Annotated in this window: 18 protein-coding genes and 1 pseudogene; 7 read left to right on the forward strand and 12 right to left on the reverse strand. The window is 71.8% G+C overall.

From position 1 onward, the window contains the following. The first annotated feature begins 18 nt into the window (after positions 1-18). Complete coding sequence (locus ACFQUZ_RS12650; RefSeq protein WP_377441478.1) at positions 19-882, forward strand: hypothetical protein; 864 nt, start codon at positions 19-21, stop codon at positions 880-882. Beyond that, positions 879-1,859, forward strand: coding sequence for a nucleotidyltransferase family protein (locus ACFQUZ_RS12655; RefSeq protein ID WP_377441480.1), 981 nt, complete (start codon positions 879-881; stop codon positions 1,857-1,859). Before ACFQUZ_RS12650 ends, ACFQUZ_RS12655 begins: the two co-directional genes overlap by 4 nt. Positions 1,860-1,887: 28 nt before the next feature. On the opposite strand, the gene ACFQUZ_RS12660 is transcribed toward ACFQUZ_RS12655, so the two are convergent. Genes ACFQUZ_RS12660 through ACFQUZ_RS12680 form a run of 5 tightly spaced genes read right to left on the reverse strand, consistent with a single transcriptional unit; the run spans position 1,888 to position 5,014 of the window. Next, positions 1,888-2,169 (reverse strand): PqqD family protein, encoded by a 282-nt coding sequence (locus tag ACFQUZ_RS12660; RefSeq protein ID WP_377441482.1) that lies wholly within the window; start codon positions 2,167-2,169, stop codon positions 1,888-1,890. Next, positions 2,166-3,386 carry an asparagine synthase-related protein gene (locus ACFQUZ_RS12665; RefSeq protein ID WP_377441484.1) on the reverse strand — a complete coding sequence of 407 codons (1,221 nt, stop codon included), beginning with the start codon at positions 3,384-3,386 and terminating at the stop codon, positions 2,166-2,168. The genes ACFQUZ_RS12660 and ACFQUZ_RS12665 overlap by 4 nt, the downstream gene beginning before the upstream one ends. Next, positions 3,379-4,224 (reverse strand): ABC transporter permease, encoded by an 846-nt coding sequence (locus ACFQUZ_RS12670; protein ID WP_377441485.1) that lies wholly within the window; start codon positions 4,222-4,224, stop codon positions 3,379-3,381. The genes ACFQUZ_RS12665 and ACFQUZ_RS12670 overlap by 8 nt, the downstream gene beginning before the upstream one ends. Further along, the gene (locus ACFQUZ_RS12675; protein WP_377441487.1) at positions 4,221-4,835 is read right to left on the reverse strand and encodes an ATP-binding cassette domain-containing protein; all 615 of its coding nucleotides are present in this window, start codon (positions 4,833-4,835) and stop codon (positions 4,221-4,223) included. Before ACFQUZ_RS12675 ends, ACFQUZ_RS12670 begins: the two co-directional genes overlap by 4 nt. 32 nt (positions 4,836-4,867) lie before the next feature. Then, on the reverse strand, positions 4,868-5,014 hold the full coding sequence (locus tag ACFQUZ_RS12680) for a lasso RiPP family leader peptide-containing protein (RefSeq protein ID WP_377441489.1): 147 nt from the start codon (positions 5,012-5,014) through the stop codon (positions 4,868-4,870). Between the two features lie 161 nt (positions 5,015-5,175). On the opposite strand from ACFQUZ_RS12680, the gene ACFQUZ_RS12685 reads away from it, so the two are divergent. From ACFQUZ_RS12685 to ACFQUZ_RS12695, 3 genes are all read left to right on the forward strand, one after another. After that, positions 5,176-5,565 (forward strand): lasso peptide biosynthesis B2 protein, encoded by a 390-nt coding sequence (locus ACFQUZ_RS12685; protein ID WP_377441491.1) that lies wholly within the window; start codon positions 5,176-5,178, stop codon positions 5,563-5,565. A 73-nt stretch (positions 5,566-5,638) separates the two neighbouring features. Further along, on the forward strand, positions 5,639-5,923 hold the full coding sequence (locus tag ACFQUZ_RS12690) for a type II toxin-antitoxin system Phd/YefM family antitoxin (protein WP_377441493.1): 285 nt from the start codon (positions 5,639-5,641) through the stop codon (positions 5,921-5,923). Then, positions 5,920-6,309: a type II toxin-antitoxin system VapC family toxin gene (locus ACFQUZ_RS12695; RefSeq protein ID WP_377441495.1), complete on the forward strand. Its 390-nt coding sequence runs from the start codon at positions 5,920-5,922 to the stop codon at positions 6,307-6,309. The genes ACFQUZ_RS12690 and ACFQUZ_RS12695 overlap by 4 nt, the downstream gene beginning before the upstream one ends. Here the strand turns inward: ACFQUZ_RS12695 and ACFQUZ_RS12700 are convergent, their stop codons facing one another. Then, positions 6,310-7,263, reverse strand: a complete 954-nt coding sequence (locus ACFQUZ_RS12700) for a GNAT family N-acetyltransferase (protein ID WP_377441497.1) — start codon at positions 7,261-7,263, stop codon at positions 6,310-6,312. It abuts the gene before it with no gap. Positions 7,264-7,730: 467 nt separating this feature from the next. Then, entirely contained in the window at positions 7,731-7,958 is a 228-nt protein-coding gene (locus tag ACFQUZ_RS12705; RefSeq protein ID WP_377441621.1) for a hypothetical protein, read from the reverse strand. Here ACFQUZ_RS12705 and ACFQUZ_RS12710 point away from each other — a divergent pair. Next, positions 7,957-8,445 (forward strand): annotated as a pseudogene (locus tag ACFQUZ_RS12710) (DUF5753 domain-containing protein); the annotation flags it as partial. The gene ACFQUZ_RS12705 and the pseudogene ACFQUZ_RS12710 sit on opposite strands and share 2 nt — an antisense overlap. Beyond that, the gene (locus ACFQUZ_RS12715; RefSeq protein ID WP_377441611.1) at positions 8,435-8,542 is read left to right on the forward strand and encodes a DUF397 domain-containing protein; all 108 of its coding nucleotides are present in this window, start codon (positions 8,435-8,437) and stop codon (positions 8,540-8,542) included. The pseudogene ACFQUZ_RS12710 and the gene ACFQUZ_RS12715, both read left to right, overlap by 11 nt. Before the next feature lie 66 nt (positions 8,543-8,608). On the opposite strand, the gene ACFQUZ_RS12720 is transcribed toward ACFQUZ_RS12715, so the two are convergent. From ACFQUZ_RS12720 to ACFQUZ_RS12740, 5 genes are all read right to left on the reverse strand, one after another. Further along, the gene (locus ACFQUZ_RS12720) at positions 8,609-9,229 is read right to left on the reverse strand and encodes a GNAT family N-acetyltransferase (protein WP_377441499.1); all 621 of its coding nucleotides are present in this window, start codon (positions 9,227-9,229) and stop codon (positions 8,609-8,611) included. A gap of 47 nt (positions 9,230-9,276) precedes the next feature. Further along, entirely contained in the window at positions 9,277-10,770 is a 1,494-nt protein-coding gene (locus ACFQUZ_RS12725) for a sigma-70 family RNA polymerase sigma factor (protein ID WP_377441501.1), read from the reverse strand. A gap of 334 nt (positions 10,771-11,104) precedes the next feature. Next, positions 11,105-11,509, reverse strand: coding sequence for a YciI family protein (locus tag ACFQUZ_RS12730; RefSeq protein WP_377441503.1), 405 nt, complete (start codon positions 11,507-11,509; stop codon positions 11,105-11,107). 147 nt (positions 11,510-11,656) lie between these two features. Beyond that, on the reverse strand, positions 11,657-11,971 hold the full coding sequence (locus ACFQUZ_RS12735) for a hypothetical protein (RefSeq protein ID WP_377441505.1): 315 nt from the start codon (positions 11,969-11,971) through the stop codon (positions 11,657-11,659). Positions 11,972-12,040: 69 nt separating this feature from the next. Continuing rightward, positions 12,041-12,988 (reverse strand): L,D-transpeptidase, encoded by a 948-nt coding sequence (locus ACFQUZ_RS12740; protein ID WP_377441507.1) that lies wholly within the window; start codon positions 12,986-12,988, stop codon positions 12,041-12,043. Positions 12,989-13,031 lie beyond the last annotated feature (43 nt).

A 13,031-nucleotide genomic window follows, 5' to 3' on the forward strand; every position in this document is an offset into this window, starting at 1 on the left:
GACGGGAGCAGTTCACCGATGACCGAACGACCAGCCGGCCGGAACGTCTACGGCCTGCGGGTACGCGGCCTGGACCGGATCCCCGAGTTGCCGGTCGCCGACGGACCGCCTGACGATCGCCCGGTCGTCCGGATCCGCTGGTCCGCCGCCCCACCGGATGAGCCCGCCGAGGGCGGCGCCGGCGATCGTGGTGACCGAGACCGGTGTGTCCGGGTGCTCGCCGACGGCCGGCGGGTGACCCTCGACCGGCGGGCCGGCACGGCGACCTTCCACGGGCCGCCGGCGCCGCCGGACCTGCTGCCCCACCCGTACCTCGCCTCGGTCGCCACGGTGGTCAACCGGTGGGCCGGTCGGGAGGTCTTCCATGCCGGGGCGTTCGTCGCCGCCGGCCTGGTGTGGCCGGTGCTCGGCCCGCGTACCGCCGGAAAGAGCAGCCTGCTCGCGGCGCTCGCGGCGGACAGCGTGCCGATCGTCGCCGACGACATCCTGGTCTCCGACGGCGAGGTCGGCTACGCCGGGCCGCGCTGCCTGGACCTGCGGGAACCGGTGCCCGGTCTGCCTCGCGACGGCACCCTGGTCCGGCACCGGACCCGGCTGCGGATCCCGCTGCCGCCGGTCCCCGACCGGCTGCCCGTCGGCGGCTGGTTCTTCCTCCACTGGGGCGCGGCACCGGAGCTGTGTCCGATCGGTGCGGTCGACCTGCTGCCCCGGCTCGCGGCGCTGCGATTCTGGCCGGACCACCCGTCGGACCCGGCGGCGCTGCTCGCGTTGGCCACCCGCCCGGGATGGGACCTCACCAGGCCCCGCGACTGGACCGCGTTGCCGCACTCCCGGCGGCTCGTCGACACCGCGATCTCCGGCGCCGCCGGGGTGCCGGCGTGAGTGGCGCGGGCCGAGCCCGCCTGAGTGGCGCGGGCCGAGCCGACGGGATCGCGGTCGTGGCGCGCTGTCTCGCGTTGGACACGCTCGCCGCCGACACCTGCGCGCTGCTGCACGCGCGCGGCGTGGACGCGATCCTGCTCAAGGGCGCCGGTCTGGCCCGCCGGCTGGGCACCCAACGGCACTACATCGACGTCGACCTGCTGGTGGCTCCCGCCAAGTTCGACACCGCCCAGCGGATCCTGACCGGCGCCAACTACCGGCCGGTCCTCGCCGGGGCCCGGCCGGACGACCAACTGTTCCACGAGCGGGCCTGGCTGGCACCCGGACCGGTGCCGCTGGTGGTCGACCTGCACCGGGGCTTCGCCGGGGTCGACGACGCGGAACGGTTCTGGCGGGAGGTCCGGTCGACCGCCGAGGAGATGCCACTGGTCGGCCGGACCGTGCTCGTGCCGGACCGGACCCACGCGCTGCTGCTGGTCGCCCTGCACGCGGCCGATCCCGGTAAGGCTGATCACCCGCGAATGGACCTGCGCCTCGCTCTGGACCTGCGCACTGCCGACGGTTGGCCAGCCGTGGACGATTGGCGGACCGTCGCCGTCGCCGCACACCGATGCGGCGCCCAGGAAGCGTTCGTGCTCGGCCTGCGTACCACCGAACGAGGCCGGCTGCTCGCCGCCGAACTGGGCGGCCTGCCCGAGGTCTACGCCGCGACCCGGTGGCTCGCCGCGCAACGGTCCTCGGCGACGGCGCTGTCCCTGGCCCGACTGACCGAGTTGCCCAGCGCCCGCGCGCGGCTGCGGCACCTGCGGCTGCGGCTGCTGCCGTCGCGCGCAGCGATGCGCTACTTCAGCCCGCTGGCCCGGCACGGCCCCGCCGGGCTGCTGATGGCGTACGCCGTCCGGCTGGCTCGGCACGCGATCGGACTGCCCCGCGCGGTCCGGGAACTGCGCGCCGCCGGCCGCGCGTCCCGACCCTGAGGGCTGCGGAAAGCGGCTCGATCGTGTCTCAGGCCGACCGCAGCAACCCGTTCCGCCGCAGATCTTCGAGGAAGGTGTGGACGTCCGCTGCGGCCCGGGCCTCGTCCACCGGAGCGTTGGCGACAAGCGTGGCGACGAGTTCGGCGACTGTCGCGCCGGCCACCAGGCGGTGCCAGAGCAGGCTCGCCGACCGGTCGAGCCCGAAGTAGACCGCGTTGACCGTGTCGAGGATGACCACCTCGTCACCGGCCGCCCGCCAGGCGACCTGTGGACCGGCGATCCGATGGATCTCGTGCTGGTCGGTGGTCATCGCGATGTCTCCAATCCGGTCGGCGGCACCGGTCGCGGGATGGCGGCCGGCACCCGACGCCGGACCGACGACTCGGGATGTGCGGCCAGCCAGAGATGCTGGATCAACATTGAGCTGGTGGCCGGGACGGGCCAGCGCGACCAGATCCGACGCAAGGCCACCGGATCGACGAATTCGAGGTCCATACCGGTGCCGTCCCAGGAGCGGAGGAAGTCGCGGGTGTGCCGGCGCCGGTAGGCCTCGTGGTACTTGGCCTTCCGGCGCGGGGCGGTCACCACCGCGGGCAGGGTGTCGCCGACGATCCGGGACAGCAACTCGTCCCGGGTAGGACGATGGCGGTATCCATCTCTCGCGATCAACGCGGCCAGGAAAACCGGATCGAGCAGCGGATGATTCATCACCACGTCGTAGTCCGCGCCGACGGCCCCCAGAGCGGCCAGGCACAGGCGAAGGTCCCGACGCCCGAGATGCCACAGAATCCGCTGGTCCAACCGATCGGGCTCGGCCTGCCGGGCGGCGGCCCAGACCGCCCTCGCCTGATCCGCCACCGCCGGGCGGAGCCACTCGAAGGTGGCCGCCGCCGCACCGGGACGGGCGCCGCCGGACATGCGACGGCGGAGGGCGGCCGGCAGCCGGCGCAGCCGGGCCAGCGCGCGGAGTGCCCCGGAACGGCGATCATGCGACGCCGGCCGGGGCAGCCCGAGGAGCATCTGATCCCCGCCGATGCCGGTCAACACCGAGCCACCTCTGGCCAGGTCGATCGCCGGCAGGGACCCATGGAGATTGTGTGGATACAGGACGCCGTACCGGTGCAGCACCCGCTGCGCCACCGGACCGACAATGTCCAACTCGTCGTCGAAGGTGACGACGTGCCACCGGCCCGCGATGTCGAGGGCCCGGACGACAGCGTCCTGCCAGTCGGATTCGTCGGCGGCGGGCGCGTCGGAGAACCGCATCGTGACCGGCACCGGATCGGCGAGACCGTTGGCCCGGGCCATCCGCACGGCGAGGGCGAGGATCAGCGACGAGTCCAGTCCGCCGGAGAAGCTGACGACACAGGGCGGCCGGGTCAGCGCCGGCAGCATGGCCCGCTCCAGGGCTGTCAGCGGGTCCCGGCTCGACGGATCAGGAAGCCGCGCGATCGTGTCGGGCGGATCCAGCACCATGCCGATGGCGATCTCCCGAGCGGTTGGTCGCGGCACGTTCGGTTCAGTCACGGGTCAGCACTCCTCGTTTGGCGGCCAGCCGAACGGCCCGACCGAAAATCCATGCCGCGGCCGGCACGAGCACGGCGGTGCTTGCCAGCAGGATCAGGGCCGCCTCGATCCATGAGTCGCCCGCGACAGCGGCGCGGAGGCCGTCGAGCGCCACCCGGCTGGGCAGGCCGGCGGTCACCGTCTCCAGCCTCGGATCGAGCGTCTCGATCGGGAAATAGGTGCCGGAGAGGAAGGCGAGGGCCAGCACGACCACCCGACCCGCCAGGTCCCCGTGCCCGACCACGATCGCGAAAGCCATCAGCACGATGCCGACGCCGGCCATCGCGGCACCGCCCAGCAGTAGCAGGACCGCGACCCCGGCCCAGTCCGCGCGGTCCACACCCAGCCCCAGCAACGGGCCGAGGACGGCGAAGTAGACGGCGGCGCGGAAAACGGCGAACAGGAACGGATACGCGGCGAGACCCACCGCGAGTGTCGAGCCGCGAACCGGCTGGGCGGCCAGGACCTCCAGGGTGCCGCCGCGCTGTTCCCGGGCGATTCGCGAGGTGAGCTGCGCGGTGGCCGCCTGGATGACGATCGTGAAGGCGAGGCCCACTGCCACGAAATCGAAGTAGCCCGCCGAGTGGGTCGGGCCCCCGGATTCGGGGATCAGGCGCGAGATCAGCAGGAAGATAGCCAGATTGACCGTGGCGAACGCGAAGTCGAACAGCAGCGAGACCCTGAGTATCGGCTGTTCCACGAGGTCACGACGAAGCAGGGCGAGCACCGGACTCGCGCGACCGCCGGGCGATCGGCGGGCCAGGCGGACGGTCGAGGCGAAGCGACCGGCAGCGGTCACCGGCGTACCGGGAGGTCGAGTGCCTCGTCGCAGCGGGACCGGTCGTCCGGTTGGTGCGAGGCGATCACACAGGTCAGCCGGCGACGGTCCAACGCGGCCCAGAGCAGGGTGCGACCGCGCTCGTCGAGGGAGCGGCCGGGCTCGTCGAGCAGCAGCACCGCCGGCCCGCCAAGCAGGGCCCGCGCGATGCTCACCCGGGCTCGCATGCCGGCTGAACAGTGTTGGGCCGGCAGCGTGGCGTACGCGTCGATCTCGAACTCACGTTCCACCTCGGTGACAGCAGAGGTGGCGGCGGTCCGGGACAGCCGCAGGCTCGCGACCAACTCAAGGTTGGCGCGGGCCGAGAGCCGGTCATAAAGTCCCTGCTCGGGTGCCAGGCACAGGCCCACGCGCTGGCGTGCGCCAAGCGAACCGGCAGGTAACCCGCAGATCTCGGCCCGACCGGCGGTGAGGGTCAGCGTGCCGGCCAGGCAGCGGAGCAGCGTGGTCTTACCGGAGCCGTTGCCGCCGGCAAGGAGCAGGCGGGAACCCGTGGCGACGTCCAGATCGAGGCCGGAGAAGACGGACCGACCGGCGAACGACCGGGCGGCACCGAGGGTCCTGATGCTCATCGTTCCGCTGCCCAGGCGTGCCGAAGGTCAGCTCACGACGCCCCCTGGAACCCGGCTTGGCCATCGTCGATCGGACCCTCCCCGGCCTTCGTCAGTTCGGCGAGGGTGCCCAGGCGTCGCAGCCGAGGCGGCTCGTACTCGCGCTCGACCGACGGGTAGCTTTCGCGAGTCTCATTCATTTTGGCACCCTTTCGTGCTCATAGCTCAATAGAAGACTATATACGCAGCAAACTCTATTCACTGCCGAAGTGACATGGTTTGAGAGGGATGGTCAGTGGCGAGCCGACCCAGCACTCCCCTGTCAACGACGCTCCTCCTGTTCCGGCGCGGTGCGCGGCTGATGATGGCGTCAATCCGTCTGCTGCGCCGGGACGGGCCGACCGGCGTACGGCTGGCATGGTGGACCCTGCGTGCGTACCGGCGGGTCCGCCGCCAGCTCACGCACGGCGGACCCCAAGCCGTCCGGCTGCCGGCGCCACCGACCAGCGGCAACCCGCACATCGTGCTGCGCGCCCTGCGCCGGGCCGGCGCCAACTGCCTGGAACGCTCGCTGGTCCGGCAACGCTGGTACGCCGCCCATCGGACCAGCCGGACCATCGTCATCGGGGTGACCGCGCCGAGCGACGACTTCCACGCGCACGCCTGGCTCGACGGTGACATCGACGTCGAGGCGGCCCGGATGCTGGAGATCCACCGCTATCCGGCGCCCGACGCCTGGCTGGCACGATGATGGCGGGTCGTAAACCGCCGGCCCCCGTTGTGGGTACAATCGTGGCGTTGTCGGCACATGGGAGGCGTGGCACATGAGCACCGTGTCCGTGCGGGAGTTCTCCTACAACCCCAGCGCCATGTTCGCCCGAGTGGAGCGGGGCGAGACGATCGAAGTGACACGGCACGGCAACGTGATCGCCGTTCTGCTCCCGGGGTCAGGGACACTGGGCAGATACTCGTCCCTGGTGGCCAAGGGCCTGATCCGGCTCAAGGCGACCACCACGAGTGATCTCGACCGGCTGCCCCAGTACGACGTACCCCCTGATGTGTCGCCCCTTGACCTGCTGCTGGCCGACCGCGAGGACGACGAGCGGTGATCTACCTCGACTCGTCCGCCTTGATCACGCTCCTCTCGGGGCGGCCCTACGCCACCGAACTGCGGGAGTTCCTGGCGGCGCGGGCAGGCATGCCGATGGCGACCAGCACCATCGGATTCGTCGAGACGGTGCGCACCCTCGACCGGATCGGGGACTATCCCGACACCATGCAAACTTTGGCGCGGGACTTCACCGAGATCCTGTTGACCGAGGAAGTCCGGGACGCGGCGGCGATCCTGCCTGCGGGGATCCGGACCCTGGCCGCGTTGCACGTGGCGAGCGCCCAGATCCTCGGGGACGCCCTTGACGTGCTTGTCACGTACGACAAAAGGATGTCAGATGTCGCAACCTCGATCGGCCTTCCCGTCGCTGCTCCGGGCGTCTGATCAGCGGGGGCGGCGGAAGCCGTACGTGTCGTGGGTGCGGGCGAAGCCGAGCGACTCGTACAGTCTGAGTGCCGCCTTGTTGTCCGCGTTGTGGTTCACCGACACGCTGGTCAGCCCGGCGTCCCGCATCCGGCGCATCGACTCCAGCATGATCGCGCGGGCCAGGCCGAGCCGCCGGAAGTGACGCGACGTGCCGACCGGCTCGAAGTGCCCGGCGCGGTTGCGCCCGTCGGTCCAATAGACGGTGTACGCCGCCAGCCGTCCGTCCGGGGCCTCGGCGACGACCTCGCGCGCCGGGTCGTAGCCGGGGCGGACCATCACCGCGGCCCGGTACGTGTCGCCGGTCCAGTCGGAATCGAACGACTCGTTGTGGACGGCGGCGAGCCGCTCGGCGTCGTCGATCGTCGCGCTGCGGACCCGGAAACCCGGCGGCACCACGGGGTCGGGCAGCGCGCCGGTCAGCTCCCGTTCCCGGACATGATCCCAGGTGCGGAAGTGCTCGAAGCCCAGCTCGGTGAGCAGCCGGATGCGGTGCTCGTCGCAGCTCCAGACATCGGTGAGGACGTACCCGCCGGGAGCGATCAGCTCGGCGGTGCCGGCGGCGGCCGTGTCGAGCATGTGACATTCGGCGCCGGTGCCCCGCAGCGCGGGCGCGGCGAACACGTCGAACGCCTCACCGAACCGGCCACAGATCGCGACGCCGACGATCTCGTCGCCGGCCTCCCACAGCCGCACCGGTCCGCCCGACGGCGGGCCGTGATGGGCGGTCGCCGGCTGGTCGGCTGGTTGGCCGTGCTCGTCGGTTGCCCGGCCCCGCAGGTTCTCGTAGATACGGTGTGGCAACTCGCCGATGTGGTCGTATCCGCAGCGGCCCGCCTCGGCGATCCAGCCGGCCACCGTCTCCTGGAGCCGGGGCAGATCGGCATCGGCGTACCGGCGTTCGACGATCTCCATGATGGGCGAGTCAACCGGCGCGGATCGCCGTCCGCAACGCCGTTTCTGTCACCGTCGCCCGTCGCCCGTCGCCCGTCGCCCGTCGCCCGTCGCCGTTGCCGTTGCCGTTGCCGTTGCCGGCAGATTGTGTGGGGTTGTTGTGGCTGGGGCGGGGCTGGGGCCACTACAACTCTGCACACTTGGCCGGCCGATCCCGGCCGCTCCGGCGCGGGACGTCGAGCCAGCCGCGAAAGCGGGTCCACAGCACCGTGGGGCGGGAGGATTGTCGGGGTGCAAGGCGCAGAGGTCGCGTACGGCGTCGTCCAGGTGCGCGGACAGGTAGATCGCCAGGCCGGTCAGGTCGTCCCGGTACTCGGTGAGCAGGCGCAACCGGGCCTCCCCGCACGGCCATGGTTGACCGTCGGCGCGGCATCGCCAGATCGGCCGCACCGGCAGATGCGGCCGACGGCGGTACGCGGCACGCCTGGTCACCAGAAGTGGCCACCGTTCGCGGGTGGCCCCGTCGCGCCGCTCGGACCGTTCAGGTCGGCTCGTACGGCGTACCGGCGGAAGTTCCTCGGTGGTGGCGGTTGCCCAACCCGGTGGGCGTCGGTGCGGCCGGCGGTGCCGGTTCGGTTGACGTGGCCGGGTGGGGCGATCGGCGCCGCAGCGGGGATGGAGACCTCGGGCGCGCAGCGCCAGGACGTGACTCGCATGGCCCTCCCGGCTGTACGAAAGCTCGGCGCCCCGATCTGGCTCCAGGGATGGATCGAGTTCGAGCGCGAGGCAGAGACGCTGCGTTGGTTTGAGCCGGCGTGGTTGCCAGGTCTCTTCCAGACCGAGGAGTACGCCCGGCTGACCCTGGCCGGTGAGATGCTTCCGTCGAACGGGTTGACCAACTGGTCGCGGCCCGGCTGAGTCGCCAGGCCATCCTGCGTGATCAACCCGCCGATGGTCGTCGTGGTGCTGGACCAGGCGGTTCTGACCCGTGTCACGGAGGAACAGCGATCGCTCATGGCCAGGCAACTGGCCCATCTCGCGGAATGCGCCCAACTGCCGCATGTCCAGATCCACATCGTTTCGTCGCGGATCGGCGTGTACGGCGGTCTAGGCGGTCCGTTCGTATTGGCTCAGTTGCCCGACGGCCAGCGCGCCGCGTGCGCTCACGGGCAGCTCAACGCTCAGGTCACGGATCGACCGGAAGACGTCGCTACGGGGCAGCAGGGACCCGGCCGATCCGGCGCTCGTCTTCACCCCGACCGCCTGGCGGGCCTTCGTCACCCGATCCATCTCCCGTTGACCGTGTCGATCGTGGATTGATGGTGCCCCTGGAGGGGCCTCAGGAATCCACGATCGACATAGCGCGTCACCTGGGGATCAGGGGGTGGCGGTAGCGCACCTCGTTCATGGGGAAACCGCGGTCGTCGTCGGTCCGGGTCGTGCCGTCGGCCACCCAGCCGCCGACGGCGTAGAACCGGCGGGCCCGCCGGTTGCCGTCCAGCACCCACAGGACGGCCTCTCGGTAGCCGGCCTCGTCCATGGTGCGCAGCGTCTCCGCCACCAGGGCGCGGCCCATGCCGGTGCCCCACACCTCGGGCAGCGCATAGATTGCGAACAGCTCACCGGTAACGGTCGGCGGTTGCCGGCCAGCGTCGGTGGTAGCGCCGTGACCGGCGCGGTTGTTGTCGACGGCGCCGGCGTCCCGGTCGGGGCCGGTGTGGTTGTTGTCGACGGTGTCGTCGCCGCGGTCGGGGCCGAACGCGGCGAAGCCGACCACGCCCCGGCCGTCGGACTCGGCGACCAGGGTGCCCTGACGCGGCCAGTCCGCGCTGGCGACGATGCGCGCCCAGCCGTCCACCCGGTCCGCCGGGTCGAGTCCGTCCAGGTAGTCCTGCGGCACCAGACCGCGGTACGTCGCCTGCCACGACCGTACGTGCACCTCGGCCAGCGCCGCCGCGTCAGTGCTCTCGGCCCGTCGGATCCGCATCGGCCCGATCGTAATAGCGGCCCTCCCGCTCCGGAACGCGATAACCCTTACAGCTCGGCGGCGCGGGCGAGGAGCAGGGTGCGCTCCCGGGCGTTGCGGGTCAGCCCCGCCGCCCGCTCGAACTCGGCCCGCGCCTCAGCCGGCCGGCCCAGCCGCGCCAGCAGATCTCCGCGCACGCTCGGCAGCAGGTGGTACGCCCGCAGTGTCGGCTCGTCGACGAGCTGGTCCACCAGGGCCAGGCCGGCCTCCGGCCCGTACGCCATGCCGAGCGCGACCGCCCGGTTCAGCTCGACCACCGGCGAGGGTGCCACCGTGGCCAGCAACTCGTACAGTGTCGCCATCCGCCGCCAGTCGGTCTCCTCGGCGGTACGCGCGCGGGCGTGGCACGCCGCGATGGCCGCCTGGATCGTGTACGGGCCGGGCGTACCGGGAAATGTCGCGGCCCGGTCCAGTGCCGCCAACCCGCGCCGGATGTGCAGTTGGTCCCAGCGTCCCCGGTCCTGCTCCAGCAGCCGGATCGGCGTACCGTCCGCGGCGGTGCGGGCCGCCGCCCGGGAGGTCTGGATCTCCATGAGCGAGATCAGCCCGTGCACCTCGGGCTCGTCCGGCATCAGGCCGGCGAGGATCCGGCCCAGTCGCAGCGCCTCGGCGCACAGCTCCGGTCGCATCCAGTCGTCCCCGGCGGTGGCCGAGTAGCCCTCGTTGTAGACCAGGTAGATCACTTCGAGGATCGACGACAGCCGGGCGGTGCGCTCGTCGCCCTGCGGCACCTCGAACGGCACTCCCGCGTCGGTCAACGTCCGCTTGGCCCGGACCAGCCGCTTCGCCACCGTCGGCTCGGGCAGCAGGAACGCGCGGGCGATCTCGTCGGAGGTGAGCCCGCCGAGCAGGCGCAGGGTCAACGCCACCCGCGCCTCGGTGGTCAACACCGGGTGGCAGGACACGAACATCAGCCGGAGCAGGTCGTCCTCGATGTGGTCCTCGATCGCCGCGTCGATCCCGGCCTCGCCGGTGGCACCGCTAACCTCCAGGTCCCGGCCGATCTCGGTGAGCTTTCGCGCGTACCGCTGCTGGCGCCGGATGCTGTCGACGGCCCGGCGCTTCGCCACCGACATCAGCCAGGCACCCGGATTGCGCGGCACCCCCTCGGCCGGCCACTGCTCCATGGCGGCGACCAGCGCGTCCTGGGCCAACTCCTCGGCCTGGCCGACATCACCCACCATCCGGGCCAGGCCCGCGACCAGTCGAGCCGACTCGATCCGCCACACCGCCTCGATCGCGTCCGCCGCCCGGCGAGCATCGCGGCCACGCTCGGGCTGGCGCTCGGGCTCGCCGCCAGGGTCGTGACCGTGGTCGGGTTCGGGTTCGTGGCGGTGGTCGGGTTCGTGGCCGTGGCCGGATCCGTGGCCGTGGCCGTGGCCGGATCCGTGGCCGTGGCCTTGGCCGTGGTCGGGCTCGGGTTCGTGGCGGTGGTCAGGCTCGGGCTCGGGGCCGCTTCCGCCCTGCTGGTCGCTGTCGCCGGGAGCCGTCACGGCACCCATTCAACCGCACGATCTCGGCGGCACCCCAGGTAGATCGGCTCGCACGGTCCCTGCAACGGGCCGATTGATCGACTCGATGTCGGCGAAGTTGCGGGGTTGGGCCGGGCCTGACCCCGCTATACGCCGACATCGAGTCGATCTTCGTGGCGGTGGGTGGGCGGATGTGGGCGGGTGGTTGTGGGTGTGGGTGTGGGCGGGTGGGTGTGGGCGGGTGGGTGTGGGTGTGGGTGTGGGTGTGGGCGGGTGTGGCATGTGCCTGGTGTGGCGGATGTGGCCGCGCGGAATCCGCCGCGAGGCGACGGAGTGGCGGGGGCCCGGGGTCGCCGGCTTTTGTTCAGGCGGGGTCGGTCAGATCCGGATGCACCTCGGCGGCCGACGACGCGGCCCGGCGTACCTCCACCACGGCCTCCTGGTCTCCGGTGACCGCCAGGTGCACGGGGCACCGCTTCGCCCACTCGATGGCCTCCTCCGGCGACTTGACGTCGATCAGGAAGAAGCCGGCGACCAACTCCTTGGCCTCGGCGAACGGCCCGTCCACCACGGTCCGCCTACCGCCCGAGTAGATCACCCGAGCGCCACCGGCTCCGCTCGGGTAGAGCCCTTCGGCGGCCAGCAGGATCCCCGCCTGGGTCAGCTCTCGCAGGTAGTCGCCCATCGCGTTCACCAGTTCCTGCGACGGCGGCTGGTCCGGAGCCGGGTCGCCCTTGAGCAGCAGCATGAAGTGCATGAGTTCCTCCACGGTCGATGCGACTGTCTGTCTACCAGTGCGTCGACCGGGCGATGCCGCCAGAGGACAGGATCTGGGCCGTGTCGCACGTCGGCGATCCTTCGGTGGCCCGGCCCGGCCCGGCCCGGCCCGGCCCGGCCCGCCCCGCCAGCGGCAGCGTCAGCGCATTTGGGTGAGGCTCAACCAGCGGTCCCGGGTGAAGATCTGCCAGAACTGGTTGACCAACTCGCCGTTCGGGGTCACCACCAGTTCCACAGTGCCTCCCGGGCCGACCTCGAACTCCACCGGACGGCTGCCGGTCCAGTCGATCCGGGCCTGCGCCACATGCCGGCCGGGCGCCACCACGAAGCTGCGGGCTTGATCACGACGGATCGTGCCCTTGACCTGGCCGTCGATGAGTAGCTTGTACGGCCGGAGCATGTCTCGCCAGCCGGAGGCGGGCCGGTGGAAGGTGACGGTGGCGGCGACGGTCATGCCGGACGATGTTCCCGCCGGAGGCGCCCCCGCAAACGCCGACCGTGAACGCCAAGCCCGAGATGCCGCTCAGCGGTCGACGGTGACGACCGTGGTGCCGGGCGCGATCTCGGAGAGCAGTTCCCGTTGTGCGTCACGGGTCAACCGGATGCAACCGTCGCTCACGTACTTGCCGAGCGAATTGTCGTTGTGCCAGGCGTGGATGCCGATGTGCGCGCCGCGCAGCGCCGTCGGCAGGTTGTCCACGTTCTCCGGGAGCGAGCCGAGTGCGAAGACGTCGGTGTTCGCGTACACCTTTCCGGGCAGTTTTGACCGGCCCAGGACGAACGAACGGCCGAGCGGGGTGGGGGTTTCCGGCGCGCCGAGCGTCACCCGCCAGGAGCGCATCTCCTTGTCGTCGCGTAGCCAGATCAGCCGGTGCGAGCGCCGCTCGATCACGATCAGGTCGCGTAGCGGCACCGTCTCCCAGTCACCGGGCGGCACCCAGCCGATGGTCCGGTTCGCCGACGGCAGCAACACCGCGGCCCAGCCGGACCGCCGCTCGACGATCGGCATGGTCAGCGGGACACCGGAGATCGTCGGGGCGAGGAAGGCGCGCGGCTTGCCGCCCGGCGCGTCGTACACGGGGGTCCTGTCGACCGGGTGCAGCCCTTCGGAGGGCCGTACCGTCGACTGTGGATCAGGGTCGGCCGGGAAGCCGCTCGGCGCCGGGCCGTAGTCGATGGTCTTCAGGAAGGCCGGCGCGGGCGCGGCCGTCAGCGGCGCGGCGGTGGTCGGCGCCACGCTCGACGGCGCGGGGCTGGCCCGCATCGGCTCGCCGGCCCCGGCACCGGGTGCCGGCGGCCGATCGGCGTCACCGGAGAGCGCCACCACCAAACCGACGATCACCAGCATGGCGAGCACGACCAGACCGGCGACGACCCCGACCGGCAGCCACCGCCGAGTCGGCGCCGGGGCGTCAGCCGACGGCGTCGATCCGGCTGACGGAGACGGAACCGGGGGGGACGGGACAGTCACCCCCACGACTCTACGGGACCTGGGACGGGCTTCCGCCGGGCGC

This window comes from Plantactinospora sp. GCM10030261 (genome assembly GCF_042666615.1).
In the GTDB taxonomy this organism is placed as follows: domain Bacteria; phylum Actinomycetota; class Actinomycetes; order Mycobacteriales; family Micromonosporaceae; genus KBS50.